This window comes from Archangium sp. Cb G35, assembly GCF_001896145.1.
Taxonomy (GTDB): domain Bacteria; phylum Myxococcota; class Myxococcia; order Myxococcales; family Myxococcaceae; genus Archangium; species Archangium violaceum.
Window position 1 is genome coordinate 805,628 of record NZ_MPOI01000002.1, and the last position, 25,953, is coordinate 831,580.

Below are 25,953 nucleotides of genomic sequence, written 5' to 3' on the forward strand. Positions count from 1 at the left end.
TCCTCGCCATGAGAGACAACAACCTCGCAGGAGCAGGAACGTTCAAGCTGGGCCATCGGACGGTGAAGCGTCTCGGATACGGGGCAATGCAGCTCGCCGGACCGGGCGTGTTCGGACCACCGAGAGATCGCAACGCAGCGCTCGCCGTGCTGCGGGAAGCGGTCGAGCGCGGCGTCAATCACATCGACACGAGCGATATCTACGGCCCGCACATCACCAATCAGCTCATTCGCGAAGCGCTGCACCCGTATCCGAAGGATCTCGTGATCGCGACGAAGGCCGGTGCGAGGCGCGGCCCGCAGGGCTCCTGGGAGGCGGCCTTTTCCGCCAAAGACATCACGGCCGCTGTCCACGACAACCTTCGGAATCTCTCCGTCGATACGCTCGAGATCGTGAACCTGCGCGCCATGTTCGATGCACAGGGCCCCTCCGAAGGATCGATCGCGGAGCCGCTTTCCGTGCTCGTGAAGCTGCAGCGTGAGGGGAAGGTCCGCCACATCGGCCTCAGCAACGTCACCGCGAAGCAAGTCGAGGAGGGCCGCGCGATGGCCGAGATCGCGTGCGTGCAGAACCACTACAACCTCGCGCACCGCAACGACGATGCCCTCATCGAGGGGCTCGCCGCCGCTGGCATCGCGTACGTGCCGTTCTTTCCGCTCGGCGGCTTCTCGCCCATTCAATCGACAACACTGTCGGACGTCGCGAAGGAGCTGGGGGCGACGCCGATGCAGGTCGCACTCGCCTGGCTCCTGCGGCGCTCGCCGAACATTCTCCTGATCCCCGGCACCTCGAGCGTCGAGCACCTGCGCGAGAATCTGGCGGCTGCGGAGCTCGAGCTGCCCGTGGACGCCATGAAGACGCTCGAACGGCTCTAACGGAGCGGCGGGGTCGATTCCCGCCGCATTGAGTCGAACCCACTCCTCACGAGGAGGCGTGAAGTACCTTGGGGGACCCAATCGGTTTTTGTCGGACCAAAACGCTTCGCGATGAACCTGGCGCCGGTTCTCGAGCGCGCTATCTCGCGCTGCAGGTCGCGTCAACAGCCGCCGCCTTGAGCAGCGCGATCTCGGCCGGCGCGAGCGTCACCGTGCAGCGGTACGCGCGCCCCTCGTACTCGACGGCGAGCTCGGCCGCGCCGTTCGCGAACGAGACGAGCTGCAGGCGATACGGCTTGAGGAGCCTGGCGAGCGGCGTGCGAATCTGCCCTTCGAAGCCCTGGAGGCCGTGCAGGCGCAGCTCGATGGCATCGTCGTCGCTCGCGGGCAGCTTGTCGTCGGCGGGAACGCGATCGATGATCAAGCCGTCGCCAGGGGCATACTCGTACAGGCCCTTTCCCGCGATGGCCCGCAGTCCCGTCGACGGATCCGTGAGCACCGTCTCGACGCCGCGCGCGGTGAGTGCGCTCGCGTGCTTGTACGTGGATGCCGCCGGAGGTGGAGGCGGCGCAGGCGGGCGCTTCGGCTTGGGACCGGCCAGTGATGTGCCTGGGAGGCAGGTGAGGCAGACGACGGCGAGCGCAGCACGACGAGACATGAGACACCTTTCCGCGAGCGAAGAAGGACGACGGTTTTGCTCGACAGTGGGGGGTTGACGCGGGCCGCGCGCCATTATTCAGGCGTTCGTGGCCGCGCGACCCGTCCACCGGACGGGTGCCACACGTTGGCTGGAGGCGCCGAGGATGGCACGTGCGGCAGCACCCGCTCCACCCGGTGCACTGCCGTCTCCTCTCCCCTCGGGAGGGGGGCGGGGTGAGGGTAGCTCAGGCCCCGGATTGGGCCCGCTACTCGTGGCGGCGGCGACGGCGCAGCGCGAAGATGACGCCCCCGGCCACCCATATGCTGACAGCCTGGCCAGGGCCGGCTCCGCAGTTGCAGCCTGTGGGAGCGCCCGCGTCGACGCCTTCACCGGGCGGTGGTGTCGGTGGTCGTGGTGGTAGCGGTGGTGTTCCGCTCGCCACGGGCAAGGTGACCGTGCTTGGGTGCGCTGGGCCCGTGTAGATGGAGAGCGTCGTCATCACGGGGGGCGGCGACGAGGACAACGGCTCGGCGACGTTTGGATTCACTTCGTAGTGCGGCGAGTTCGTCCCGCTGATCGCCACGCGGAGGCTGTGACCCGCCTTCACCCGCACGGCAACCGGACCCAGGTCGAGCTCGAACGGGACGGGTGCTCCCGGCGTGAGCGGCGTGAGCACGGACGGATCGGCGACGAAGCGCCCGCGGCGCACACCGTCGGTGAGCAGGAGCGACTTGCCATTCGGCGCGACCTGCGTCAGGCGCACGACGACGTCGACATCCGTCGTGGCGCTCGCCGCGTAGATCCGGGCCTTGGGGTTGCCGATGAGCTCGTAGTCAGAAGTTCCCGGCGCGGTGGTGATCGTCAGCACGTCGCCGCGCGCATCGAGCGCCGACTGATCGCGAGGACCGTCCGCCACGGAGAGGTTCGCCCCGCCCACGGTCGGAACCGGGTTTGAAGGATCGACGGTCAACGTCGTGACGTCTTGCGCGGCGGTGAGATACCAAGGCGTCCGGATGCTCTCCGGAGGCGGCCAGAGCGTGCCCTGTCGCCACTCTCCGGTCGCAGCCGCACCATCGTCGCCAATCTGCGTGACGAAGTAGCGCAGCGACGGCCAGTTGGGAGTTCCCTGCCCTTTGAGGCAATGGTTGAAGAATGCGAGGTTGTCGTCCGTTGGTGCGGCCACGTTCGCGTAGGCGAGCTCACCGATTGGAGTCTGCGCGTCGCCGTGCGTCCAGGGGCCGAGCACCAACGTGTGACCGGAGCCCGGCGCCGAGTCCGTCACGTAGTGCGAGAATGCCGCTGTTTGCTGCAGCGCGAAGATGTCGAAGAAACCCGCGGTCATGTACACGCGAGCGCGAATCCGGCTGCGCTCGGCCGCATCGATGATCACCGGGTCCCAGTAGGTGCTCTTTGCTTCGTGGGCGCGCCAGGCGGCGAGCGTCGTCGGCGTCGGAAAGCCGTTGAGCCAAGACGTCGTCAGCTCGGCGCGCCAGGCGCCGCCCGGCATGAGCGAGTCGTACAGATTGTCGGAGGCGTTCTGTACGTGGGCACAGCGCAGCGAGTCCGGCGCATCTGGGAGCGCCAGGAGCTGCACGATGCCCTCGGCGGAGGCGCCGAAAGAGCCGATGTTGCCGTCGCACCAGTCTTGTTGCTCGATCCAGCGCATCGTCGCCGGACCATCCACGGCATCGGTGAAGAAGGGCAGGAACGTCCCCTCGGATCCTCCCCGCCCGCGCACGTCTTGGGAGACGACGATGTAGCCGTTCAGATCCGCCAGGTTCCACACGAGGAGGGACTGGGGGAACGGAAACCCGCGGCCGTAGGGCGTGCGACGCAGGATGACCGGGCGCGGCCCTGGAAATTGCGCCGGATCCGGACGCCAGACATCTGTCTTCAGTCTCGTGCCATCGGGCATCGGGACCATCACTTCGGTCTTCGTTGCAGCGCGCGCGGTCTGCGCACACATGACAAAGAGGAGGCCAAGCACGATGGCACGCATGGCACACCCTACCATGGGGGACAGCGCGGCGTAAGCTTCCGATCCAGCCCGGAGCATCACCCCATCCCCCAGTGCGCTGTTGAGCATCATGGGCAGACATCGGAGACCGTCCTGCTCCTTCAGGCCCATGTCACGCTAATATCCGCCCTCTTCTGGAAGCGAGGGGTAGGGGGGAGAAGCCCTCACTCGTTTGCACTCGCTCCCCTGTCGGGAGACATCCATTGAAAGCAACAAGACCGATTCGGGCCCTGCTTGTCTGGACGTTTGCCGTCCTTGGCGGCTGCAGTGACACCCAGTGGGCGGAGGCCGTTCAAGAGCTGGCTCCTCGCACCACGCGCGCGGAGCTGAACCTGGGCACCCCCGGAGTCCGGGACATCAACACCCGGCCGGCGCGGTTTCCGCGGCTCGAGTCCGGGTTCGCGCCCCTGTCGAGCGGCGTGACGCTCTTCGCAGCGAGCGACGGACTGCACGGCAGCGAGCTGTGGCGGAGCGATGGGACCGAGGCGGGCACATCTCTCGTGAGGGATGTTGCCCCGGGCCTGGCCAGTTCGACGCCCAGGTTCCTGACGCACTCCCAGGGCGCGGTCTTCTTCGTGGCCCGGAGCGAGGGCTGGAGCGATCTCACCACGGATGCACTCTGGAAGAGTGACGGCACCGCGGCTGGAACGGTCCTGGTGAAGCGCCTGCCCAAGGCCGTCGAGTCGGACAAGATCGCCACCATGACCCAGGCGGGCGGGACGGTGTTCTTCATCTACGAACAGGAGGGCGAGCAGCAGCTCTGGAAGAGCAATGGCACCGAGGCGGGTACCGTGCTCGTCCAGTCGCTCGGGATTGCCGACGACCTCAAGCTGCTCGCCGTGGGCAACACCTTGTTCTTCACTGCGAGGGACGCCACGAACAAGCCCGAGTTGTGGAAGCTGGACGCGGGCGGGGCCGTGCGCCTCACGACGTTCACCCTGAGCCGCAGCTACTACGCTCCGGAGCGCCTCACCCAGGTGGGGGGCACGCTCTTTCTCGTCGCGGAGAAGACACTGTGGAAGAGCGACGGAACGCCCGCGGGTACCGTCGCCGTGTCCACGCAGTCCTCGCAGATCTCCGAGATGGTGGCGGTCAACGGCACCCTCTTCTTCTCGTCCGGTGGGGCACTGTGGAAGATCAATGGCACGACGGCGACCCAGGTCCGCGGCTTCAGCGGTGGTCTGAGCGGGCTCACCGCGCACGGCACGTCGCTCTACTTCGCCGCGACCGAGGCGGCCTCCGGCAGCGAGCTGTGGAAGAGCGATGGCACGGCCGCGGGCACGCTCCTGGTGAAGGAGCTGGTCACGGGCTCGGCCGGTTCGAAGCCCGGAGAGCTCTTCTCCTGGAACGGCGGGCTCTACTTCACCGCCTCGGTCTCCACGGGCACTCGCTCCCTGTGGCGCAGCGATGGCACGGCCGCGGGAACCGTGTCCCTGAAGAGCTGGTCCGAGACGGAGTCGCCCTGGTTCGAGAAGCCCCACTTCCTGACCCCCGTGGGCAGTGCGCTGTTCTTCGCCCTGCCGGAGTTCCCTGATGATTCCGTCCCGCAACTCACCTGGAGGACAACCGGAACCGCCAAGACGACTCGGGAGATGATGGGCCTGTGGACGGGCACGCGCGACTCCCAGGCCCGCACCCAAGCGCTCGCTGTCGTGGGAGACAGCGTCTTCTTCGTCGCCACCGATGAGACCCCCGGTGAGTCGCTCTGGAAGAGCGATGGCACTTCGGCAGGTACGTTCCTGCTCAGGACCTTCGCTCGGCTGGGCTCCGAGTCTCCGTACCGTTCACGGACCGGCGCGGTCCGTGTGGGACAGACCCTCTTCTTCTCCGCGGACGATGGGGTCCATGGGCTCGAGCTCTGGAAGAGCAATGGCTCCGCCTACGGGACGGCACTCGTCAGCGACATCAACCCGGGTCCGGACGGCTCCTACATCGATGAGCTCGTCGAGCTGAACGGGACCCTGTTCTTCACGGCCCATGACAGCGTCAATGGCATGTCGCTGTGGCGCAGCGACGGGACCGAGGCGGGCACCGTCCTCATCAAGAGCGGAGGCACCTCCGGCAACGTCGCCGAGCTCGCCGTCATGGGCGGAGCGCTCTACTTCGAGGCCCGCGATGACGTGCATGCCCCTGGGCTGTGGAAGAGTGACGGGACCGTGGGCGGCACGAGCCTGGTGAAGATTCCACTGGGGGGCACGTACTCCTACCTCGCACACCTCACCGCCGTGAATGGAACCCTGTTCTTCGGCACAGGAGATGGATACGGCGTGGTGCAACTCTGGAAGAGCGACGGGACGGCGAGCGGAACAGTCCTCGTCAAGGACGGGCTCGAGAGCGTCGAGGTAGCCTACCCGGTTTCCCATCAGGGCCTGTTCTACTTCCTCGCGGGTGACTGGCCGCACGGTTACGAGCTGTGGCGGAGCGATGGCACGGCGGCCGGGACGTTCCTGCTCAAGGACATCCAACCTGGGCCAGGACACTCCGGCCCGCATTCACTCACACCCGTGGGCTCGAAGATGGTCTTCGCCGCCTATGACGAGACCCACGGCTGGGAGCTGTGGCGCACCGACGGCACCGAGGTGGGAACGAGCCTGCTGGTGGACCTGACGCCAGGTCCGGGCAACGGCGTGAGCGCCACGGGTGGGGACCTGGTCAGCATCCTCGGAGTGGCGGACCGTGGCCTGGCGCTCTTCCCGGGTGTGGACACGGCTGGCGGCGCGGAGCTGTGGCAGACCGATGGGACCGCGGCGGGCACCTTCCGGCGGGTCGACGTCGTCCCCGGTCCCGATTCGTCCGATCCCAACTCGCTGGCCAGGGTGGGAGATCGGCTCTTCTTCATGGCCGGCGACAAGGCGAACGGCCGCGAGCCCCGATTCGTGCCCTTCCCCGCGGACCTGGGCTCGGCCACGGGCGCCCTCGTCACCCAGGGCTCCACCTGCGATGCGCTGAGACAGGTCACTCCGAGCTGCACCAACAACGCCCTGGCACCGGATGTCTCGTTCTCCTGGACCGCGCCCTCCACGGGGACCTTCGTGTTCACTACGAATGGGTCCAACTACGACACGAGCCTCCAGGTGTCGGCCCCGGCCTCCGGTGCCTTGCTCGGGTGCAACGATGACACGGGCGAGACACTCCAGTCCTCCGTGACCGTGAGCGTGGCCGCCGGGCAGACGCTGCTCATCAGCGTGGACGGTTACGACACGGAGTGCGGCACGTTCCAGCTCGGCATCCTGCCCTCGCCGTAAGCGCCCTCCTCTCTGAACATCCCCATGCCCGCTGTCCCCCTTCCGAGGTGTCCTGTGCGAGCGTCCTTCCTCCCCTTCCTCCTCCCGGTGACGCTGCTCATCGCCTGCCCGTCCGTACCGGGGACGGACGCCGATGGTGGCACGCAGTCCGACGCTGGGACGTCAGGGGACGGGGGGACGTGGCCCGATGGAGGGCTCGAGCCCCCGCCCGCGAGCTGCGAGGCGCCTGCGCTGGTGGACGTCTCCACCCCGGCCACCGTGGTGGGCGACGGTACCGCGGCGAGCTGCACGGCGGCGGCACTCCAGGCGGCGGCCACTCGCGGGGGCGTGATTGTCTTCAACTGCGGCGAGTTCCCGGTAACGATTACCGTCTCCTCTCCCATCACTTTCACCAAGGCGGCGGTGCTCGACGGCGGCGGCCGCATCACGCTCAGTGGCGGCGGCACGTCGCGCATCCTCCTGCTCGACTCCGCGTACGACGTGACCGGGCCACTGCTGGTCGTGCAGCGGCTCACCTTTCGCGACGGACGCAGTGCCGGCGGGGGTGAAGACACCGCGGTTGGCGGCGGCGCCATCTACCGGGACGGGGGCAGCCTGAAGGTCATCGGGTGCACCTTCGTCGGGAACCGGGCTCCGTCCCCCGGTCAGGACATCGCCGGCGGAGCCATCTACGGCTTCGGGGGCGGCGAGACGGTCATCGTGGGCAGCACCTTCATCGACAATGCCGCGAGCAACGGGGGCGCGGTGGGCAGCCTCAACGGCGGCCTCACCCTCATCAACTCCACCTTCACCGGCAACGCCGCAACGGGGTACGGCGGAAACCCGGGCAATGGGGGCTGCGGAGGCGCCATCTACATGGATGGTGCCGGCGAGGTCACGACCCTCTGCGGCGTGCGGATGACAGGCAACGAGGCCGGCGCGATCGGTGGTGGGTTCTTCCGCGTGTCGAACCACGACAACGGTACGTTCACCATGGACCGGACCACGGTCGATGCGAACCGGGTGACGGCGACGGACTCAGGCAACGCGGGCGGGATGTACCTGCAGGGGCTGACGCTGCGCATGACGAACAGCACGGTCTCGCGCAACAAGGCGTTCTACAACGGCGGGCTTTGGCTCCACACGAGTGATGTCCAGCTCACCAACGTGACGGTTGCCGGGAACACTGCGTTCGGGAGCAATGGCGGAGGCCTCTGGCTGAGCAACCTGCGCGGCGGCACCTTGCTCAACTGCACCATCGCCAACAACCGCTCCACGGCGCGGGACCAGATCGCCGGCGCGATCTTCGGGGGCGGCCTGACGCTCCAGAACACGCTCATCGCGGGGAACACCGCCATGTGGGTCCCGGGCTGCAACGAGACGCATGCCGGCCAAGGCAACCTGGAGTGGCCGGGCGGCGCGGAGTGCACGGCCGCGCCGCTGGTGGCGGATCCACTGCTCGGCGGGCTTGGCCACCACGGGGGCGACACGGAGACCCTGGTCCCCGGAGCGACCAGTCCCGCGCGTGGCCTCGGCACCGGATGCCCGTCGACCGACCAGCGTGGCCAGCCGCGCGCCGAGCGCTGTACTGCGGGGGCGGTCGAGCTTCCCTGACCTCTCGCCGAAGCAGGGCCCGCGCAAGCGGTAGCGCGGGACGGGGCGTAGGTCCGCGCCCTCGTGCTACACCGGGGGCACCCGCTTCGGGAGGAACCATGCTCCGTCCCCTCATCGCCGTCCTGCTCCTGTGCTCGGTGGCCCGCGCCGCCGAGCCGGAACGCCCCGCTCCGCCTCCGGCGCCGCCCGTGCCGCCGCGCATCCTGTTCGTCCCCGAGGCCGAGCGCCCGGTGGAGCTCAAGCGGCTGGAGGTGCGCGCCCTCGTGCACGGGATGCTCGCGGAGACCACCACCACGCTCGTCTTCCACAACCCCAACCGCCGCGTGCTCGAGGGGCAGCTCGAGTTCCCCCTGCCGCCCGGCGCCACGGTGAGCGGCTACGCGCTGGACGTGGGTGGCCAGCTCGTCGACGGCGTGGTGGTGCCCAAGGAGGAGGCGCGTATCGCCTTCGAGAAGGAGGTGCGCAAGGGCGTGGACCCCGGCCTCGTCGAGCACGTGCGCGGCGACCGCTTCCGCACCCGCATCTACCCCATCCCCGCGGGCGGCACGCGCACGGTGCAGGTGCGCCACATGACCGAGCTGGCCGTGCGCGAGGAGTCCGCCGGCTACCGGCTGCCGCTGCCTTTCGGCGTGCTGCCCGAGGCCTCCGTGCGCATCGAGGTGGTGCGCGGCCCGGCGGCGCCTCCCCGCTTCAGCGGCGGCTTCGGCAAACTCGTCGCGGTGCGCGCCAACGAGAGCTGGGTGGCCGAGCAGCGGCTCCAGGACGCCCGCCCCGGCGCGGACCTCGTGGTGGAGCTGCCCGTGCGCCAGGAGCCGTCCGTGGCGGTGGGCTGCCGCGCGGAGGGCGAGTGCTACGCCATGGTGACGGATCTGCCGAAGCTGCCGCCCCCAGGCGCGCCCCTGCCGCCGCCGCGCCGGCTCGGCATCGTCTGGGATGCCTCCAGCAGCCGCGCGGGAGACCACCGGCGCGAGCTGGCCTTTCTCCAGCAGTTGCTCGCGCGCTGGCCCGCCGCCGAGGTGAAGCTGGTGGTGGTGAGGGACCAGGCCGAGCCCGCTCGCGTCCTCTCGCCCCAGGCGCTGCGCGATGAGCTGGGGCAAGTCGTCTATGACGGCGGCACGGGCCTCGGCGCGCTGGACCTCGCCAGTGACAAGACGGTGGGTGCGTGGCTGTTCTTCTCGGACGGCCTGGGCACAGTGGGCGCCTCGCTCCCTCGCACGGGCTCGGCGCCCGTGTATGCCGTGGTGGACGGCGCGGGCGCGGACACGGCGGTGCTGCGCCGCATCGCCGCCAACGGGGACGTGATTGACCTCGCGCACGAGGAGGTGGGGCGGGCCGTGGCGCGCGTGGTGTCCCCGCCGTGGCGCCTGCTGCGCGTGGAGGCTGATGGCGCGAGCCTCGCCGACGTGCTGCCGCGCGCCCAGCCGATTACCGGGCCGGTGACGGTCGCGGGCCGCCTGCTCGCGAGCAAGGCCACCCTCACGCTCGTCTACGGCGCGGGCTCCCAGGAGGTGGCGCGGCGCAGCGTCACGGTGAGCCGCGCGGAGGCCGTCGACGCCCCGCACGCGGCGCTCGCCTGGGCCCAGCGGCGCATTGCCGAGCTGTCCGCCCTGCCCGTGGAGCACGCCCAGGAGCTCACCGCCCTGGGCCGCCGCTTCGGCCTGGTGACGCCGGGCACCTCGATGCTCGTGCTGGAGAATCTGGAGCAGTACCTCGAACACGACATCGAGCCGCCGGCCTCGCGGGCCGGGATGCGCGCCCAGTTCCTCGCCCAGCGCGCCGAGCGCCGCAAGGCGGAGCAGCAGGGGAAGCAAGCCAAAATCGACGAGGTGCTGGCGATGTGGCGCGAGCGCGTGAGCTGGTGGGAGACCGAGTTCAAGGTGTCCCCGGACTTCGGCTCGAGGGAGAAGCAGAAGAAGGGCGCGAGCGCCCGGAGGGAGGGGGAGGCCGGGGCGCCTCCTCGGCCAGAGCCCGTGGCCGAGAGCGAGGCCCGGGAGATGGACAGGGACGACTCCTTCGGAGCGGGGGCCGCGGCGCCTCCGCCCTCCGCTGCTGCTCCCGTGGCGCGTCATGCCGAGCCGGCCAAGAAGGCACCGGACTCCGGTGGCAACGAGTCGAGCATCGCCATCACCGAGTGGAACCCCGAGACGCCCTACCTCCAGGCGATGCGCGCCGCCGGCGCCCAGAAGGCCTACGCGGCCTACCTGAAGGCGCGCGGTGACTACGCCAACAACCCGGCCTTCCTGCTGGACTGCGCGGACTTCCTGCTCAAGGGCGGCCAGCGCCCGCTCGGCCTGCGCGTGCTCTCCAACCTCGCGGAACTGCGGATTGAGGACCCGGCCCTGCTGCGTGTCTACGCGTGGCGGCTGCAACAGGCCGGTGAGCTCGACACCGCCATCCGCGTCCTGCGCGGCGTGCTGCGCCTGCGCCCCGAGGAGCCCCAGTCCTACCGCGACCTCGCGCTCGCGCTCTCCCTGCGCGGCGAGGGCTCGCGCTCGGTGCCGGATTTGGAGGAGGCCATGGAGCTGCTCACCCAGGTGGTGATGAAGACGTGGGACCGCTTCCCCCAAATCGAGGTCATCGCGCTCATGGAACTCAACCGCCTGCTCGCGCTCGCCGAGCGCCTCCAGGCCGGAGGCCCCCCGGTGCGCTGTGAGCTGGACGCGCGGCTGCGCAAACTGCTCGACGTGGACGTGCGCATCGTCCTCTCCTGGGACGCGGACCTCACGGACGTGGACCTGCACGTGGAGGAGCCCACCGGCGAGACGGCCAACTACAGCCACAACCGCACCGAGCAGGGCGGGCTCGTGTCCCGGGACTTCACGCAGGGCTACGGCCCCGAGGAGTATGTGCTCCACCGCGCCCTGCCGGGCACCTACACCATCCGCGCGCATTACTACGGCTCCCGCCAGCAGACGCTGCTGGGGCCGGCCACCGTCACCGCCACCGTCATCACCCGCTATGGGCGGCCGGGCGAGCAGCGCCAGGTGCTCACGCTGCGCCTGGAGGGCGCGAAGGACCTCGTCGAGATCGGCAAGGTGCGGATCGGCAAGCTCCAGTGACGGAGACGTTTCCGCGCGGCTTGCGCAGGTGGGCTTGCCCCGGTTCCGCGCACCTGGGACCTGCCGTCCCTTCTAGGAATGTGCCCGGGAGATGTTCAAGATCTCCAGCATGAAGGGCTTGGAGGCCTCGGGAGGGGCATCCACCGGGCTGTATACGGGGACCTCCTCCCGGTGGAAGATCTCCGTCGTAAGACCTGCCGCCTGGGCGATCGCCTCGAGAAAGCGCAGGTCTCCGATGGTGCTGCTGAAGCCCGCGGTGAGCCGGCCTCCCGGCCTCAGCTGCTCCAGCCCCTCGAGCATGTAGCGCTTCACGGTCTCGTAGTTGGGGTCGGTGATCGAGCGCTCCAGGAGCCCCAACTCGGGGGGAGTCTCGTGCAAGAAGGGCACGTTCCAGAAGATGAGGTCGAACTTCTCGCCGGGGCGCAGGGCGCTGAAGAGATCCCCCTGGCGAGCGTCGGCGCGAGCCTCGACACCGTGCTTCACGAAATTGGCGCGCGTGTTGTCGACGGCGTCCTGATTGATGTCGATCGCCACCACCCGTTCGGCCCCCGCGAGCGCCGCCGCGACGGAAATCACCCCGATTCCCGGCCCAATCTCCAGGAAGTGCATTCCCCGCCGGAATGGCAACGCACGTGCGAAGTTCTCGGCGGCCGGCAGGTACTTGGGAGAGAACACATTGCGGAACACCACGAAGGGCATCCCCAATTGCTGAATCTCATGAGGAAACGTCTCGGCCTGGCTCCGCTGGAGCACGCCGGTGACGACCTCGAGCATCTCGCTGCCTGATGTCTCCATGTTCCCCCCAGCTCATGCCGGACGACCGTACGCTCGATTCCGCAAGAGCGGGATCACGCGGCGCTTCTGGTGCACTTTGACACCCCGCACACGGAGTTCGTTCACCAGGCCCAGGCGGTTGTCGGTTGCCGGACGCCCTGGGCGCTCGCCCACGCCGCTGTTCGCTGAGCAGGTGCAGGTCGACGGGGCCGTGCGGCTCTCTCAGCTCAGGCCAGCGCCCGGCCTTCGCATCCCAGACCCAGCCGCCCATTCCAAGAAGCCCAGCCATCTCGAAAAAAAGGGGCCTGGCGGGAAGATCGAATTCGACCGTCGTTATTTCCGGTGAAGCACGGAAGAGACGCCTTACCGGGTGAACGCGCCAGAGGCGCAAAGCCCCTCTTTTTCCCAACAGGCTTCGTCCGAGCAGTCGGTGACCGGAACCGACCGCCACGGGTGCGTCATCCATCCATCCGGCAGAAAGAAGCTGCTCACCAATGAAGACCACCAATCTTGCCGCGCTGGCTGTCCTCGGGGCCCTGTCTCTCACGGGATGTGGAGTGGATGCGGGTGACCTGCCCGCCGATGACAACAACGCGGAGCAGACGTCCCAGGTGCTCCCGGGCACTTCCGAGGACACCGCCCAGGAGGCGGAGCTCCCCGCGCTCGATGGCAGGGCGGCCGCGGCTGAAGAGGGTGTCCGGGGAATGGCCGTGACCCCTGGCCTCATGGGGCTCACGTCGTCGTGGTACTCGGGCTCCGTGGCGCCCGGTGCCACCCAGCACTGGTACTGGAACAACTCCAGCGCCACCTCCGCCTACGAGGTGGGCTTGTCGCCGACGGGAGCGGCCACCACGGGCCCGTGCCAGTTCGAGGTCACCCGCACCTGGGACGTCCAGCAGTACGGCGGTGAGCGCGAGTTCCACTTCAACATCAAGAACATTGGCAGCATCACCTGCGGCACGAACATCCTGCTCGACTCCCAGACCCGCACCGCCACCTGGGCAACCGGTGGGATCGATGTCGGCGCGTCGAAGAGCTGGACCTGGAACAACGCCAACCCGCTCACCGCCTCGCATATCGTCGGCGTCTCGCCGTCCGGGGCGACCAGCGCCAACCCCTGCCAGCTCGAGGTGACCAACACCTGGTACACCCAGCAGCCCGGCGGAGAGCGTGAGTTCAAGTTCACGGTGAAGAACGTCGGCGCGATCGCCTGCCAGGGTGACATCCAGCTGGCGAGCGTCACCAGCTCGGCCTCGTCCTGGTCTACCGGCACCCTGGCCCCGGGTGCGACCAAATCCTGGGTCTGGAACAACGCCAACCCGCTCGACCGCGTCTACGCGCCCGGGCTGTCCCCGGCTGGCGCGAGCGCCTCCGACACCTGCGATCTCAGGGTGTCGCGGACCTACTACCAGCAGAAGATCAACACGGACGGCACTGCTGAGCGCGAGTACTACTTCACCATCCAGAATGTCGGCTCCCTGAGCTGCTCCGGGACGTTGCTGCTCAACTACCTCTGAGCCGGCCAGAGACGCAGCGCGGCGCTCTTCAGTCCCACGCCGACTCACGCCCCCCCGCGGCCCTCCTCGAAAGGGCGGCGGGGGGCGGAGTGCCGATCATCCGCGGCCTGGTTTTTCTCATTCTTCACGAAAAACAGGGAAGCCGCAGGAATCGGAAAAAATGCTGGGAAGAAAATCGCGCCATGCCGTTGAGGGGGTGTGGAGACCCGGAGGGCCGGGCAGGAGGCGCGGCACGTATGTTCGCTCAGGTGGCGATAACAGAGCCCTTGGAGGAGCGGCGAGCGCCCCGGGGGGCGTTCTTGACGGAGCGGGAGCGCGCGGGAGATGGTTCACGGGTGGAAGCCAGACCCCTCGCCACCCCTCCACTGGACAGCAGGTGGTACGCCGCTTTCGCGCGGCAGCACGAGCCCGCCCTCCACGCCACGGCGCTGCGCCTGTGCGGCAATGCGGCGGACGCGCGAGATCTGGTGCAGGACACGCTGGAGCGGGGGCTGCGCAACCTGGAGCGCTTCCAGGTGGGCACGGACGGGCGGGCCTGGCTGCTCACCATCCTGCACCGCCTTTTCATCGACCGGTGCCGGTCCCGCACGCGCGAGCCACGCGCCAACGTGTCCTCGGAGGAGCTGGCGGAGCGGGTGGCGGCGCCCGAGAGCGAGGCCCTTCCGGCCTGGGCCTCCATCAGCATCGAGCAACTGCGCGAGGTGCTGGGCCAGGTGCCCGAACCCTTCCGCGAGGTGTACCGGATGCACTGCCTGGAGGGGTGCTCGTATGACGAGATCGCCACTCGGCTGGGCATCGCGAAGAACACGGTGGGCACCCGGCTCGTCCGCGCGCGGCGCATGCTGCGCGAGCTGCTGGCCGGCGCCTCGGCCAGGGGGGGAGAGGCATGAATGAGATTCACGACCAGGTGCATGCCTTCGCGGACGGGGAGCTGGAGCCCTCCCAGGCCGAGGCCTTCCGCCAGCACCTGGGGGTTTGCGAGCAGTGCCAGGCGGAGCTGGGAGACATCCTCCAGCTCCAGGCGATGGGCGAGAGGCTGGGAGCCCAGCCGGCGGTAGCGCCCGTGGAGCAGCCGAAGGCACGCGCCTTCCGCCCGGCCTGGCGCCGGCGCCAGACGCTGCTGGCCGTGGGGCTGGGCGGAGCGCTGGCGGCGGTCATGGCCCTGGTGGTGATGAGCGGCCCCCGGCTGAAAGAGGAGCCGGTGGCCCTGGCGCTGGCGCCCACGCGCTCGATGGAGGCGCGGCTGAGCTGGCAGGGGGCCTCCGGCTGGCGGCCCTACGGCGTGAAGCGCTCTGGCGAGGAGCGCCCCCGCGAGCAACTGTCCCTCAAGGTGCTGGCGGCCCTGGAGGAGGCCCGGGACTGGCACGGGCTGGCCGTGGCCCAGTTGCTGGCGGGCGAGCCGGGGCGGGCGGCGGAGGCGTTGAAGCAAGCGGGAGGCTCACCCGGCGAGGACAGTGATCGGGCGGCGCTCGCGCTCTCGCGTGGCGCGCTGGAGGAGGCGCTGGTGCTGCTGGAGGGGGTGCTGGAGAGAGCGCCTCGCCACCCCGCGGCGCTGTGGAACCGGGCCCTGGTGCTGCGCGAGCTGGGGCTGGATCTGTTGTCCGCCGAGGGCTTCCGCCAGGTGGCGGCCCTGGGCGAGCCGGGCTGGAGCGAGGAGGGCCGCCAGCGCGCCGAGGCCGTGGAGCGTTCCACCCAGCAGCGCCAGCAGCGGTGGAAGGCGGCATGGGAGGCGTGCAAGGCGCTGGCCGCCCAGGGCACGTCCCTGCCCGAGGGCACCGTGCGCGAAGCCCCCGGGCTGGTGCGCAAGTACCTGTACCTGTCGGCCTGGTCCGCTCCCACCGCCGAGCGCGTGCGCGCCCTGCTGCCGGTGGCCCGCGAGCTGGACTCCACCTACGGCGGGCAGGTGTTGGAACACTACGTGGAGCGCACCGCGCGGCGTGACTTCCGCACCCGGGGGCCCCTGGCCACGACCTTCTCCCAGGTGCTGGCCGGCAAGGCCCTGGAGCCGGCCGCCGCCGAGCGCTTCCTGCGCGGGCTCCAGGCCGCGGGCGAGCTGGACATCCTCCTGGGCGCGCTGCCACTGCTCAACCGGCTGCCCGCCCAGCTCGACGTGTACGCCGCCGCGGCCCGCTCGGTGGGGGACCCCTGGTTCGACTCCAGCACGGAGCTGCAGCGGGCCCAGGCACAGGTGGCGGCCAGCCGCCTGGCCCAGGCGGAGCAGATACTGCTCGAGGCGCTGCCCGCCTGCGAGCGCCTGCGGCTCGGTTCGCGCTGCGGTGAGCTGGAGGGGTTGCTGACCTACATCTACCGGGTGCAGCACCGGCTGGTGGAGGCGCGCGAGCACGCACTGCGCGGCCTCGAGCGCGCCCGGCGGCTGAATGACGCGGACCAGGAGACGCGCTTCATCCAGGACCTGGGCAGCATCGAGTACTTCCGGGACGCCTCGGCCCTGGCACGGGCGTGGCTACAGGAATCCGCGCTGCGCCAGCCGGACTACTGCCGCACCCAGGTGTACGTGGCGGAGACCCTCGCCCAGCTCCGGCTGACGGAGATGAGGCCCGCCCAGGCGCGCGCCGAGCTGGAGCGGGTGCCCTCCTGTGGCGCCCCCCGTTCCATGCTCAGCGTGTACACGCTGATGGAGCTGGCGCGGCGGGATCCGCAGCCGGGGGATGTGGAGAAGGCGGAGCGGTGGCTGGCGGAGCTGCGGGCACAGCCCGGGCAGCGGCCCGGACAGCGGCTGGTGGCGGACCACGTGGAGGGGAGGCTGCGGCTGCTGCAGGACCGGGCCCAGGGCCAGCGCCTGTTGCGCGAGGTGGTGGCCGCCGCCGGGCGCCTGCCACGCGAGGACACCACCGCCCTCAAGGCGCGTGCGGACAGCTACTCGGCCCTCATTCTCGACGCGGGCCAGGCGGGTGGGTACGCCGAGGCCCTGGCGCTCTTCGCCGAGGAGGCCCAGGGACCCGCCCCCGGGCACTGCGCCCTGGGCGTGGAGCTCTCCGAGGGGCGCACGCTGGTGGTGGCGCGCGGCGCGGACGGGCAGCCCGTGGGCGCGTATGAGGCCAGCCGCCGCGCCTCCGAGCTGGACGTGGGCCGGCTGGTGCCCGAGCCCGTGCTGGCGGCCCTGCGCCCCTGCGCCTCCGTCTCCGTGTACGCCCGCTACCCGCTGCACGGCCGCGAGGGCCTGTTGCCCGCGGACTTCGCCTGGAGCTACCGCCGGGGCCTCCTCCATGCCGCTCCTCCACCCCCTGGCACGCCCCGCTCCCTGGTGGTGAGCGATGTGGCCGCCCCGGCGGCCCTGGAGCTGCCCCGGTTGGCCGCCTGGACCATGGCCCAGCAGACCCCCGGCCGGGTGGACCTCATCGGCGCCGAGGCCACTCCCTCCCGGGTGCTGGCTGAGATGGCGCGCTCGGATGAGATTGATCTGCACGCCCACGGCCTGGTGAACCTGGGCCTCTCGGACACCTCGCTGGTGGTGCTCGCCCCCGAGGCGGATGGCCACTACGCCTTGACGGCCGGAGACGTGCGCCGCCACCGCCTGGAGCGTGCCCCGGTGGTGCTGCTGGCCTCCTGCCGCGCGGCTCGCACCGCGCCCTACTACCACGAGCCCTGGAGCCTCCCGGTCGCCTTCCTCGAGGCCGGAGCCCGTGCCGTCATCGCCTCGCCCGCGGACATACCCGATGACGAGGCCGGCCCCTTCTTCGACGCCGTGCGCGCCCGTATCCGCGCCGGTGAGTCCCCCGCCGTTGCCGTGCGCAACGAGCGCCTGCGCCTGCTCTCCAGCGACCCCCAGAGCTGGGCGCGCACGGTTGTCATTTTCGAGCAATAAAGTAAAAAACTGGAAAACAAGGACATGGAGGAAACCATGAGGCGATACGTGTATCTGCTGTCGGCGGTGTCCCTGGCGCTGAGCGCGTGTGGTCCGGAGGCAGGAGAGGAGGCGGCACTGGCGGCGGAGCAGGCACCGGTGGGTGAGGCCTCGCAGGAGGTACTGGTGATGTACCCTGTCCTCACGCCCGTGGCGCAGGTGTACCATCCTCCTCAGCCGGCCCTGCTGGACCTGAGCGCGGCCAGGGTCTGGCCGGCGCGATTCTTCCCCTCGACGGTGAAGAGCGCCTACACGGTCATCTACACCTACCCCGGCAGTCCCAGCACGTTCTATGCCTTCGGGTTCGACGTGAAGAACTACACGACTGTCTTCATGGTGCGAGGGCAAAGCACGCTGAAGTCAGCGTTCAAGTCCGAGATAGACGCGGACCTGCGGACCCTCTCATACGAGGCCGCCCTGGGGCTGAACACGGGGTACGAGGGTGGCCGTCAGATAGACGTTCCCACTCCGCCGTCCCCCACGCCCAATATCAACGATGGGGTCACGAGTGCCTGGGACGAGTCCAAGCAACAGTACATGGCGTACGTGGCGCAGCCGATCATCTACATGCCGGGCGCCGTGATCTATCTCCAGCCGTAGTCGATGACTTTCCGGGGTCTTGCTCAGCGGCCGGGCCGGGGGCCGGCGCGGTGGTGTGCAGGCTGCTCTTTGAAATGCCATTTTCATCCCCCCTCCATCCAGACCCACCATGTCCCAGCCCACCTCCCATGAACCGAGCCCGGACCTCTTTCCCGGCCTCGAGATCAGTCCACGCATTCACATCTTGGTCCTGCCCACCCCACCGGACTTCCACTGTCCGCACTGCCAGGCCCATACGCCGTTCAACTTGTACTACGCAGCGCCCGAGGCGCTCGAACCCCAGGTGCGCGCCGCCTTCGACAAGGCGAGTCGCGCGTTGCGTACCGATCGCTGCGATCACCAGGACTTCCACTGCCGGGGCTGTGGCCGCGCCGTCCGCGTGGTGTACACGGCGTGCGAGATCGCGATGTCGTCGTACCTGTACCATCCCCAGCGGGTCCTGATCGGACCCCCGCGCGGGTAAGCGGCCGGGGCTCCACCGGCCGGGCCTCCAACCCGCGCGCTGGGGCAGGCCGGCCAGGCCGCCCAGCGACGAGCAGTTGACGATCGCGCCCGGCCCTTGCACGCGCATGACGCGCAGCTCGTGCTTCATGCATGCCCAGACGCCGAATGGGTTGACCGCCGTCACGCGCTGGAAGTTCTCGGCCGGTTCGTCGGCGGCATCGCTCGGCGGCACCTGGATGCCGGCATTGTTGAACGCCATGTCGAGCCGGCCATATTGGGCGACCGCCCCAGCAACGAGGAGCGCGGGGAGGGCGGTTCGCATGGCCGCGCATCGTACGGGCCCCACCGCCTGGCTCCCCTTCGCCCCCCCTTGCGGAGGCGCGCGAACTGGTGCAGTGTTGTAGTCGTGCGCAACACCGCTACACGGACGCCGCCATGGTGGTGACCCTGGACCCGAAGGACGGGCGGCCGCTCTATCTGCAGATCGTGGACGAGGTGCGCCGCGCGCTGGTGGTGGGGAGCTTGAGGCCGGAGGACCCACTGCCGTCGGTGCGGGAGCTGGCCGCGCAGCTGGTGGTGAACCCTCGCACGGTGTCCCAGGCCTACGGGGAGCTGGAGCGCCAGGGCGTCGTCTACGTGCGGCGGGGGCAGGGGACCTTCGTGTCCGCGGACGCGCAGCCCGACCGCAAGGAGCGCCGTGCGCTGGCGCGCGAGGTGGCCCGGCGGGCGCTGCGCGAGGCGTGGCGCAACGGGGTGGGCATGGAGGAGCTGGTGAAGAGCATCCGCGAGGTGGCGCAGGAGGAGGGTGAGCCCTCCGGTGACGCCGCAGGGCAGGGAGAGAAGGAATGAGCCGCACCATCCCCGAGCCGGAAGGTGGCGCCCCCGCGGTCGCCACCCACGGGCTGACCAAGCGCTACGGGCGCGACACGGCCCTTGCCGGTGTGGACCTGCGCGTGCCGGAGGGCGCGGTGTACGCCCTGGTCGGCGCCAACGGCGCGGGCAAGAGCACCACGTTCAAGGTGCTGATGAACCTGGAGCGCCCGGACGCGGGGCGCGCCGAGGTGCTGGGCCTGGACACCGCGAGCCACGGCCCGCGGGTCCGCGCGCAGGTGGGCTACGTGCCCGAGAACCACACGCCCGCGTACGGCTGGATGACGTGCGGCCGCCTCCTGCGGCACGCGGCCGCCTACTACCCTGCGTGGGAGCCCGCGTACGCGGAGCGCTTGGGCAAGGCGCTCGGCCTCGAACTCCAACGAAAGGTGTCCGCCCTCTCGAAGGGCCAGGCGCGGCGGCTGCAGCTGGTGCTCGCACTGGCCCACCGGCCCGCGCTGCTCCTGCTCGACGAGCCGACGGACGGCCTGGACCCCGTGGTGCGCAACCGCACGCTCGCCCTGCTGGCCGAGCACCTGGCCGACTCGCCCACCACGCTCGTCGTCTCCACCCACCACCTGCACGAGCTGGAGAGCCTCGCCGACCACGTGGGCGTGCTGAGCGCCGGGAGGCTCGTCGCGCAACTGCCGCGCCACGAGCTGCAGCGCACCGTGCGCCGCTACCGGGTGGAGGTGCCCGAGCGCTGGGCCGCGCCGCCCGAACTGCTGGCGGGCGCGCTGCGGCGCGCGGGCACCGGGCGCGAGCTGCAGTGGACGCTGGTGGGCGAGGAGCGCGAGGTGGTGGAGCGGCTGTCGGGCACGGGCGCCCGCGTGCGCGAGGTGACGGCGCTGGGCCTCGAGGACGCGGCCCTCGCCTTCCTGTCCGAGGAGGTGTCGCAATGAGTGCCCCGACGAGTGCCCCGACGCTGCACTCCACGCCAGCCGCCGGCGCGGTGCTGCGCGAGCAGGTGTCCGCGGTGGGCCTGGCGCTGCGGGTGCCCGCCCTCGGCGCGCTCGCGCTGCTCCTGCTGGCCACCGCTCTCACCCTGCGCCACCGGCTGGAGACGGGCGCGCCGCTCGACTTCCGCCCCGAGCTCACCCTCCTGCCGGGCCTCGCGGGGCTGCTCTTTCCCCTGGCCGTCTGGAAGGGCGAGCCGCGCTTCGGCCCCGCCTTCTTCTGGACGCTGCCGGTGGAGCGCCGCCAGCACGCCCTCACCAAGGTGCTCGCGGGCTGGCTATGGCTGATGGCGGCCGTCGCGCTCTTCCTCCTCTGGATGCTCGGCCTCACGCTGCTGACGGGCGGCAACGTGCTGGGCGAGGTGACGCTGCGCCTGGTGGACAGCACCGTCAACGTCCCGGGAGTGGGCGAAGTCCCGGAGACCCTGCGCACGGTGCAGTGGAAGCCCCGGCCGGTGCTGTGGCTCGTGTCCTTCACCTCCTCGAGCGCGCTCTATCTCTTCGGCAGCGCGATGGCGCTGGGCCTGCGCCACCCGCTGCGCTGGGTGGTCGGGTTCGTCTTGGGCTTCGTCCTCACCCTCACCCTGGCCCAGTTGCTGAGGGTGAACTGGTTCTTCGACGAATTCGCCCCCGGCCTCGCCCCGCTCCTCGTCGGCCGCTACGGGCTGGACGCGCTCCTCTCCGCGCGCACCGAGTCCCTCAGCGGGGAGGTGCGGCTGCCGGGCGGAGAGGTCGTCAACGCCTGGTGGGGCCTGCCGGACGTCGGGGACTGGGCCCTCGCCACGCTGCTGTGGACGGGCGCGGCGCTCGCCCTCCTGTGGGCCGCCGCCTCCCGCCACCGGGAGCAGCGGCGCCGCTGAGCACCGCCGCGCCCTGAGACGCAGCACCGTCCTGTTCCTTTCCGTCCCCGCACCGCTCGCGGGGACGACGCCGCCCCCGCCTTGCCCGCTGTTCCCTCGACCCCGGAGCACCCATGGACCTGCGGATCCGCAACCTCTCCAAGACGTACGCGAACGGCGTGCATGCGCTGAAGGACGTGTCGCTGACGATTCCCGCCGGGATGTACGGGCTGCTGGGCCCCAACGGCGCGGGCAAGTCCACGCTGATGCGCACGCTGGCCACGCTGCAGGAGCCCGACCGCGGCAGCGTCCACCTGGGGGACGTGGACGTGCTGAAGGACAAGGAGCGGGCGCGCGAGTCGCTCGGCTACCTGCCGCAGGAGTTCGGCGTGTACCCGCGGGAGAGCGCGGAGCGGCTGCTCGAGCACTTCGCGGTGCTCAAGGGCCTCACTGACCGGCGGGTGCGGCGCGAGACGGTGGACGCGCTGCTGCACCAGGTGAACCTGCACGACGTGCGCAAACAGAAGCTGGGCGGCTTCTCGGGGGGCATGCGGCAGCGCTTCGGCGTCGCCGTCGCGCTGCTGGGCGACCCGCGGCTCATCATCGTCGACGAGCCGACCGCCGGCCTCGACCCCGCCGAGCGTGTGCGCTTCTTGAACCTGCTGAGCGGCCTGGGCGAGCGCAGCGTCGTCATCCTCTCCACGCACATCGTGGAGGACGTGGCGGAGCTGTGCAGCCGCATGGCCATCATCGACCGCGGCACCATCCTCCTGGAGGGTGAGCCGCTGCGCGAGGTGGAGGCGCTGCGCGGGCGCATCTGGCGCAAGGCCGTGCCCCGTGGCGAGCTCGAGGCGCTCGAGCGCACCCACGCGGTCCTCTCCACCCGGCTGCTGGCCGGGCGCACCGTGGTGCGCGTGTACGCCGAGACCCTGCCGGGCGCGGGGTTCGAGCCGGCGGAGCCCGGCCTCGAGGACGTCTACTTCCGCGTGATGGGTGGCCACGGAGTCTCCCGCGCCGTGCAGCCCGGGCTCGAGGTGGCGTCATGATGCTGCGCGAAATCTTCCGCTACGAGCTTGGCTTTCAGGCGCGCCGCGTCACGCCCTGGCTCTGCTTCGTGCTGCTGCTCGGGTTCGTCTACCAGGTGGCCAACGAGGCCCAGATCGAGCAAGCGCGTGATGGTGGCTACCTCTTCAACTCGCCCTTCGCGCTGGCCGTCGTCTCCGTGCTGGCCAGCTTGATGGGCCTGCCGGTCGTAGCCCCCCTCGCCGGCGACGCGGCCGCGCGCGACGTGCAGCTGCGCATGCATCCGCTCTTCTACACCACGCCGGTGGGCAGGACGGCCTACCTCGGCGGGCGCTTCCTCGCCGCGTTCGCCCTGACGGCGCTCGTGGTGCTCGCGGTGCCCCTGGGCCTGCTGCTCGCCGCCTACGCGCCGGGCCCCGAGCCCGAGCTGCTCGGGCCCTTGCGGCCCGCGGCGTACGCTGGCGTCTACCTCTGCATCACCCTGCCCAACGCCTTCATCACCTGCGCGCTCATGTTCAGCCTCGCGGTGCTGAGCCGGCGCGCGATGACGGCCTACCTCGGCGCGGTGCTGCTCTTCGCCACCACCCTCGCGGGGCGCATCTACGTGGCAGGCGCGCTGAAGCACTGGGGGGCCGGCAAGCTCGTGGACCCCCTCGGCTTCACCGTGCTCAACGAGCTGTCGGCGTCCTGGACGCCCGGGGAGAAGAACACGCAGCTGCTCGAGCTCGCCGGGGCGCTGGCCGCCAACCGCCTGTTGTGGCTCGCCCTCGCGGCAGCGGCGCTCGCCTTCACCCACCTGCGCTTCCGCTTCGCCCACCCGGGCGTCGATGCGGGCCGCGGCCGGCGCGCAGCCGCCGTCCTGCCGCCGCCGGCCCGCATCGGTCCCATCACCGTGCCCCCGGTGCGGCCCGCTCCGGGTGCCGTGGCCCGGACGCGCCAGGTGCGGGCGGTCGCGGCGCAGTCGCTGCGCGCCCTGATGGCCGGCCCGGGCGGCGTCGCGCTCGTGCTCATGCCGCTGTTCCTGCTGCTCGTCGCCCCCGAGATCATGAATCACGCGGGGGTGCCGAAGGCGCCCTCCACCCGGCTCCTCACCGCGTTCATCAGCGCCAACGGGGACCTGCTGGGCATGGTGATGCCGCTGCTCGTCATCTTCTGCGCCGGGGGCCTGGTGTGGCGCGAGCGGGAGGCGGGGGTGAGCGAGCTGGCGGACGCTGTGCCCACGCCAGACTGGGTCCCCTTCCTCGGCAAGCTCGCGGGGCTCGCGCTGATGATCGTGCTGCTGCAGGCGGCGCTGACGGCGGCGTCCTTGCTCATCCAGGTGGGGCTGGGTCATACCGCCTTCGAGCCGCGGGTGTACCTGTCCGTCCTCTTCGGCCTGAAGCTCGCCGACCACCTGCTCTTCGCGCTGCTCGGCCTGGGTGTGCATGTGCTGGTGGACCAGAAGTACGCCGGCCACGCGGTGCTGCTGCTCGTCTACGGCCTGCGCTTCTTCGGGCCCTCGCTCGGGCTCGAGGACCCCCTGTGGGTGTACGGGTCCGACCCGGGCTGGGAGTACAACGACCTGAACGGCTTCGGCCCGCACCTGACGGCCTGGGCCTGGTTCAAGGCGTACTGGGCCGCGTGGGCGCTGCTGCTCGCGGTGGCCGCGCGGCTCTTCTGGGTGCGGGGCCGGGTGTCGGGCCCGCGCGAGCGGCTCCTGCTCGCGCGCCGCCGGCTCACGCGGCCCGTGGCCCTCACCGGGGCTCTGGCCGGCGCGGCCGTCCTCGGGGTGGGCGGCTTCATCGCGTACAACACGCACGTCCTCCACCCGTTCCGCACCCGCGCCCAGGCCGAAGAGGCGCGCGCGGAGTACGAGCGGCGCTACGGCCAGTACGCGCGCCTGCCGCAGCCGCGGCTCACCTCCGTGCAGCTGCATGTGGAGCTGCACCCGCGGCACCGCCGGGCGGAGCTGCGCGGCACCTATACGCTCGTCAACCGCGGCCGTGAGGCCATGGCCACCCTGCACGTCGGCCTCGCCGAGGGCGTGGAGACGGGCCCCTTGCGCTTCGACCGGGCCGCCACGCCCTCACACGTGGACGCGGAGCTCGGCCACTCCGTCTACACGCTGCAGCCGCCGCTGCAGCCGGGGGAGGCCCTGCAGCTGGGCTTCGAGGTGCGCTTCGCGCCCCGGGGCTTCACCCACGGCCAGGCCGACGCGTCCGTCGTGCGCAATGGCACCTACATCCTGCCGCGCAGCTGGTTGCCGGCCATCGGGTACCAGGAGAACCGGGAGCTCGACGAGGCAGGCGTGCGCCGCGCCCACGGCCTCGCGCCGCGGCCCCCCGTCCCCACGCTGGAGGACAGCGAAGGCCTGCGGGAGCAGGGGGCCGGGCGCATCGCCTTCGACGCGGTGGTGGGCACCGACGCGGGACAGGTGGCCGTGGCCCCCGGGGCCCTGCGCCGCGAGTGGACGGAGGGCGGCCGCCGCTACTTCCACTACGTGACCGACGTGCCCATCAACCACGACTACGCGCTCTACTCGGCCGCGTACGCGGTGCGCGAGGCTCGCTGGAGGGACGTGGCCCTGCAGGTGTTCCACCACCCGGGCCACCCCGGCAACGTGGAGCGCATCCTGCACGGCATGCAGGCCTCGCTCGACTTCCTCACCGAGCAGTTCGGCCCCTACCCCCACCGCCAGCTGCGCTTCGTGGAGCACGCGGGCGAAGGCATCGGGCTGCACTCCGCGCCGGTGAACGTCTCGTACAGGGAGGGCTTCTCGCAGCTGCAGCCCGAGGCCGACCCGCGTGAGGTGGACTTCCCCTTTGCTGTCGTAGCACACGAGGTGGCGCACAAGTGGTGGGGCAACCAGCTGAAGCCCGCGCCCGTGGTGGGCGCGCCGTTGCTCAACGAGAGCCTGTCCTGGTACTCGGCCCTGGGGGTGGTGGAGCGCACCTACGGCCGCGCGCACCTGGAGCGGCTGCTGGCCGTGCTGCGGCTCGAGTACCTCACGCCCCGCACGCGCGCCGGCCCGCCGCTGTTGCAGGCCGTGGAGTGGTTCCACGCGTACCGCAAGGGCCCCTTCGCCATGTTCGCGCTGCGCGAGTACGTGGGGGAGGCCCGGGTGAACGGGGCGCTGCGCACGATGATGGAGAAGTACGGCGCCGGGCAGCCGCCCCTGCCCACCTCGCTCGACCTGTACCGTGAGCTGCGGGCCGTCACCCCTCAGGAGCAGCAGGGCCTGCTGCACGACCTCTTCGCCGCCAACACCTACTGGGAGCTGAAGACGAAGCGGGCCACGGTGGAGCCCGCGGAGGGGGGCGCCTGGCGGGTGAGCCTCGACGTGGTGGCGCGCAAGGTGGTGGTGGACGAGGTGGGCCACCTCACCGAGGTGCCGATGGACGAGCCCGTCGAGCTCGGCGTCTACGCGGCCGCGGAGGGGGAAGGGCAGGGGGAGCCCCTGCACCTGCGGATGATCCGCGTGCGCTCGGGAGAGCAGCGCCTCACCGTGACGGTGCCCAAGCGGCCCGCGCGCGCCGGCATCGACCCGCGCCATCTCCTCATCGACGTGAACCCCGAGGACAACACCGTGGACACGAAGACCGAAGACGCGGTCTTGATTGGCCGGAACTGAGCCCTCAGGCGCTGCGAGCCCGGGTG

17 protein-coding genes and 1 pseudogene are annotated in these 25,953 nt (G+C 70.6%); 14 read left to right on the plus strand and 4 right to left on the minus strand.

Features of this window, described 5'->3' with window-relative positions; genetic code table 11:
• Window positions 1–8: 8 nt before the first annotated feature.
• Entirely contained in the window at window positions 9–875 is an 867-nt protein-coding gene (locus BO221_RS09785) for an aldo/keto reductase family oxidoreductase (protein WP_073560102.1), read from the plus strand.
• 139 nt (window positions 876–1,014) lie between these two features.
• Here BO221_RS09785 and BO221_RS09790 read toward each other — a convergent pair whose 3' ends face one another.
• Window positions 1,015–1,533 carry a hypothetical protein gene (locus BO221_RS09790; RefSeq protein ID WP_143195352.1) on the minus strand — a complete coding sequence of 173 codons (519 nt, stop codon included), beginning with the start codon at window positions 1,531–1,533 and terminating at the stop codon, window positions 1,015–1,017.
• Window positions 1,534–1,780: 247 nt separating this feature from the next.
• The gene (locus BO221_RS09795; protein WP_158079808.1) at window positions 1,781–3,514 is read right to left on the minus strand and encodes a CocE/NonD family hydrolase; all 1,734 of its coding nucleotides are present in this window, start codon (window positions 3,512–3,514) and stop codon (window positions 1,781–1,783) included.
• A gap of 221 nt (window positions 3,515–3,735) precedes the next feature.
• On the opposite strand from BO221_RS09795, the gene BO221_RS56025 reads away from it, so the two are divergent.
• The 3 genes from BO221_RS56025 to BO221_RS09845 all read left to right on the plus strand — a co-directional run bounded on the left by BO221_RS56025 (window position 3,736) and on the right by BO221_RS09845 (window position 11,429).
• Window positions 3,736–6,777 (plus strand): ELWxxDGT repeat protein, encoded by a 3,042-nt coding sequence (locus BO221_RS56025; RefSeq protein ID WP_083680887.1) that lies wholly within the window; start codon window positions 3,736–3,738, stop codon window positions 6,775–6,777.
• Window positions 6,778–6,831: 54 nt separating this feature from the next.
• Window positions 6,832–8,370: a choice-of-anchor Q domain-containing protein gene (locus BO221_RS09840; RefSeq protein WP_073560105.1), complete on the plus strand. Its 1,539-nt coding sequence runs from the start codon at window positions 6,832–6,834 to the stop codon at window positions 8,368–8,370.
• 98 nt (window positions 8,371–8,468) lie between these two features.
• On the plus strand, window positions 8,469–11,429 hold the full coding sequence (locus BO221_RS09845; protein WP_073560106.1) for a VIT domain-containing protein: 2,961 nt from the start codon (window positions 8,469–8,471) through the stop codon (window positions 11,427–11,429).
• A gap of 72 nt (window positions 11,430–11,501) precedes the next feature.
• Here the strand turns inward: BO221_RS09845 and BO221_RS09850 are convergent, their stop codons facing one another.
• The gene (locus BO221_RS09850; RefSeq protein WP_083680889.1) at window positions 11,502–12,224 is read right to left on the minus strand and encodes a methyltransferase; all 723 of its coding nucleotides are present in this window, start codon (window positions 12,222–12,224) and stop codon (window positions 11,502–11,504) included.
• Between the two features lie 473 nt (window positions 12,225–12,697).
• Here BO221_RS09850 and BO221_RS09855 point away from each other — a divergent pair, with 473 nt between their 5' ends.
• From BO221_RS09855 to BO221_RS55405, 5 genes are all read left to right on the plus strand, one after another.
• Window positions 12,698–13,720: a hypothetical protein gene (locus BO221_RS09855; RefSeq protein WP_073560108.1), complete on the plus strand. Its 1,023-nt coding sequence runs from the start codon at window positions 12,698–12,700 to the stop codon at window positions 13,718–13,720.
• Between the two features lie 335 nt (window positions 13,721–14,055).
• On the plus strand, window positions 14,056–14,610 hold the full coding sequence (locus BO221_RS09860) for an RNA polymerase sigma factor (protein WP_233165851.1): 555 nt from the start codon (window positions 14,056–14,058) through the stop codon (window positions 14,608–14,610).
• Window positions 14,607–17,546 (plus strand): CHAT domain-containing protein, encoded by a 2,940-nt coding sequence (locus BO221_RS09865; RefSeq protein WP_073560109.1) that lies wholly within the window; start codon window positions 14,607–14,609, stop codon window positions 17,544–17,546. Before BO221_RS09860 ends, BO221_RS09865 begins: the two co-directional genes overlap by 4 nt.
• Before the next feature lie 36 nt (window positions 17,547–17,582).
• Window positions 17,583–18,185: a hypothetical protein gene (locus BO221_RS09870; protein ID WP_143195354.1), complete on the plus strand. Its 603-nt coding sequence runs from the start codon at window positions 17,583–17,585 to the stop codon at window positions 18,183–18,185.
• Window positions 18,186–18,432: 247 nt separating this feature from the next.
• Complete coding sequence (locus tag BO221_RS55405) at window positions 18,433–18,648, plus strand: hypothetical protein (RefSeq protein WP_198956093.1); 216 nt, start codon at window positions 18,433–18,435, stop codon at window positions 18,646–18,648.
• A gap of 48 nt (window positions 18,649–18,696) precedes the next feature.
• Here BO221_RS55405 and BO221_RS57050 read toward each other — a convergent pair.
• A pseudogene (locus BO221_RS57050) lies at window positions 18,697–19,170 on the minus strand (SDR family oxidoreductase); the annotation flags it as partial.
• Here BO221_RS57050 and BO221_RS57275 point away from each other — a divergent pair.
• The 5 genes from BO221_RS57275 (at window position 19,065) to BO221_RS09905 (ending at window position 25,927) form a co-directional block, all read left to right on the plus strand.
• The gene (locus BO221_RS57275; RefSeq protein WP_083680891.1) at window positions 19,065–19,478 is read left to right on the plus strand and encodes a GntR family transcriptional regulator; all 414 of its coding nucleotides are present in this window, start codon (window positions 19,065–19,067) and stop codon (window positions 19,476–19,478) included. The pseudogene BO221_RS57050 and the gene BO221_RS57275 sit on opposite strands and share 106 nt — an antisense overlap.
• Window positions 19,475–20,401 (plus strand): ABC transporter ATP-binding protein, encoded by a 927-nt coding sequence (locus BO221_RS09890; RefSeq protein WP_073560112.1) that lies wholly within the window; start codon window positions 19,475–19,477, stop codon window positions 20,399–20,401. Before BO221_RS57275 ends, BO221_RS09890 begins: the two co-directional genes overlap by 4 nt.
• Window positions 20,398–21,315: a hypothetical protein gene (locus BO221_RS09895; protein WP_073560113.1), complete on the plus strand. Its 918-nt coding sequence runs from the start codon at window positions 20,398–20,400 to the stop codon at window positions 21,313–21,315. Before BO221_RS09890 ends, BO221_RS09895 begins: the two co-directional genes overlap by 4 nt.
• Before the next feature lie 113 nt (window positions 21,316–21,428).
• A complete protein-coding gene (locus tag BO221_RS09900; RefSeq protein WP_073560114.1) occupies window positions 21,429–22,340 on the plus strand; it encodes an ABC transporter ATP-binding protein in 912 nt (303 codons plus the stop codon).
• On the plus strand, window positions 22,337–25,927 hold the full coding sequence (locus BO221_RS09905; protein ID WP_073560115.1) for a hypothetical protein: 3,591 nt from the start codon (window positions 22,337–22,339) through the stop codon (window positions 25,925–25,927). Before BO221_RS09900 ends, BO221_RS09905 begins: the two co-directional genes overlap by 4 nt.
• The last annotated feature ends 26 nt before the right edge of the window (window positions 25,928–25,953 follow it).

Excerpts from the sequence above, each read along its gene's own strand:
- BO221_RS09785 (WP_073560102.1), top strand. The coding sequence starts at position 9 with ATGAGAGACAACAACCTCGCAGGAGCAGGAACGTTCAAGCTGGGCCAT.
- BO221_RS09790 (WP_143195352.1), bottom strand. The coding sequence starts at position 1,533 with ATGTCTCGTCGTGCTGCGCTCGCCGTCGTCTGCCTCACCTGCCTCCCA.
- BO221_RS09795 (WP_158079808.1), bottom strand. The coding sequence starts at position 3,514 with ATGCGTGCCATCGTGCTTGGCCTCCTCTTTGTCATGTGTGCGCAGACC.
- BO221_RS09845 (WP_073560106.1), top strand. The coding sequence starts at position 8,469 with ATGCTCCGTCCCCTCATCGCCGTCCTGCTCCTGTGCTCGGTGGCCCGC.
- BO221_RS09850 (WP_083680889.1), bottom strand. The coding sequence starts at position 12,224 with ATGGAGACATCAGGCAGCGAGATGCTCGAGGTCGTCACCGGCGTGCTC.
- BO221_RS09855 (WP_073560108.1), top strand. The coding sequence starts at position 12,698 with ATGAAGACCACCAATCTTGCCGCGCTGGCTGTCCTCGGGGCCCTGTCT.
- BO221_RS09865 (WP_073560109.1), top strand. The coding sequence starts at position 14,607 with ATGAATGAGATTCACGACCAGGTGCATGCCTTCGCGGACGGGGAGCTG.
- BO221_RS09870 (WP_143195354.1), top strand. The coding sequence starts at position 17,583 with ATGAGGCGATACGTGTATCTGCTGTCGGCGGTGTCCCTGGCGCTGAGC.
- BO221_RS57275 (WP_083680891.1), top strand. The coding sequence starts at position 19,065 with ATGGTGGTGACCCTGGACCCGAAGGACGGGCGGCCGCTCTATCTGCAG.
- BO221_RS09890 (WP_073560112.1), top strand. The coding sequence starts at position 19,475 with ATGAGCCGCACCATCCCCGAGCCGGAAGGTGGCGCCCCCGCGGTCGCC.
- BO221_RS09895 (WP_073560113.1), top strand. The coding sequence starts at position 20,398 with ATGAGTGCCCCGACGAGTGCCCCGACGCTGCACTCCACGCCAGCCGCC.
- BO221_RS09900 (WP_073560114.1), top strand. The coding sequence starts at position 21,429 with ATGGACCTGCGGATCCGCAACCTCTCCAAGACGTACGCGAACGGCGTG.
- BO221_RS09905 (WP_073560115.1), top strand. The coding sequence starts at position 22,337 with ATGATGCTGCGCGAAATCTTCCGCTACGAGCTTGGCTTTCAGGCGCGC.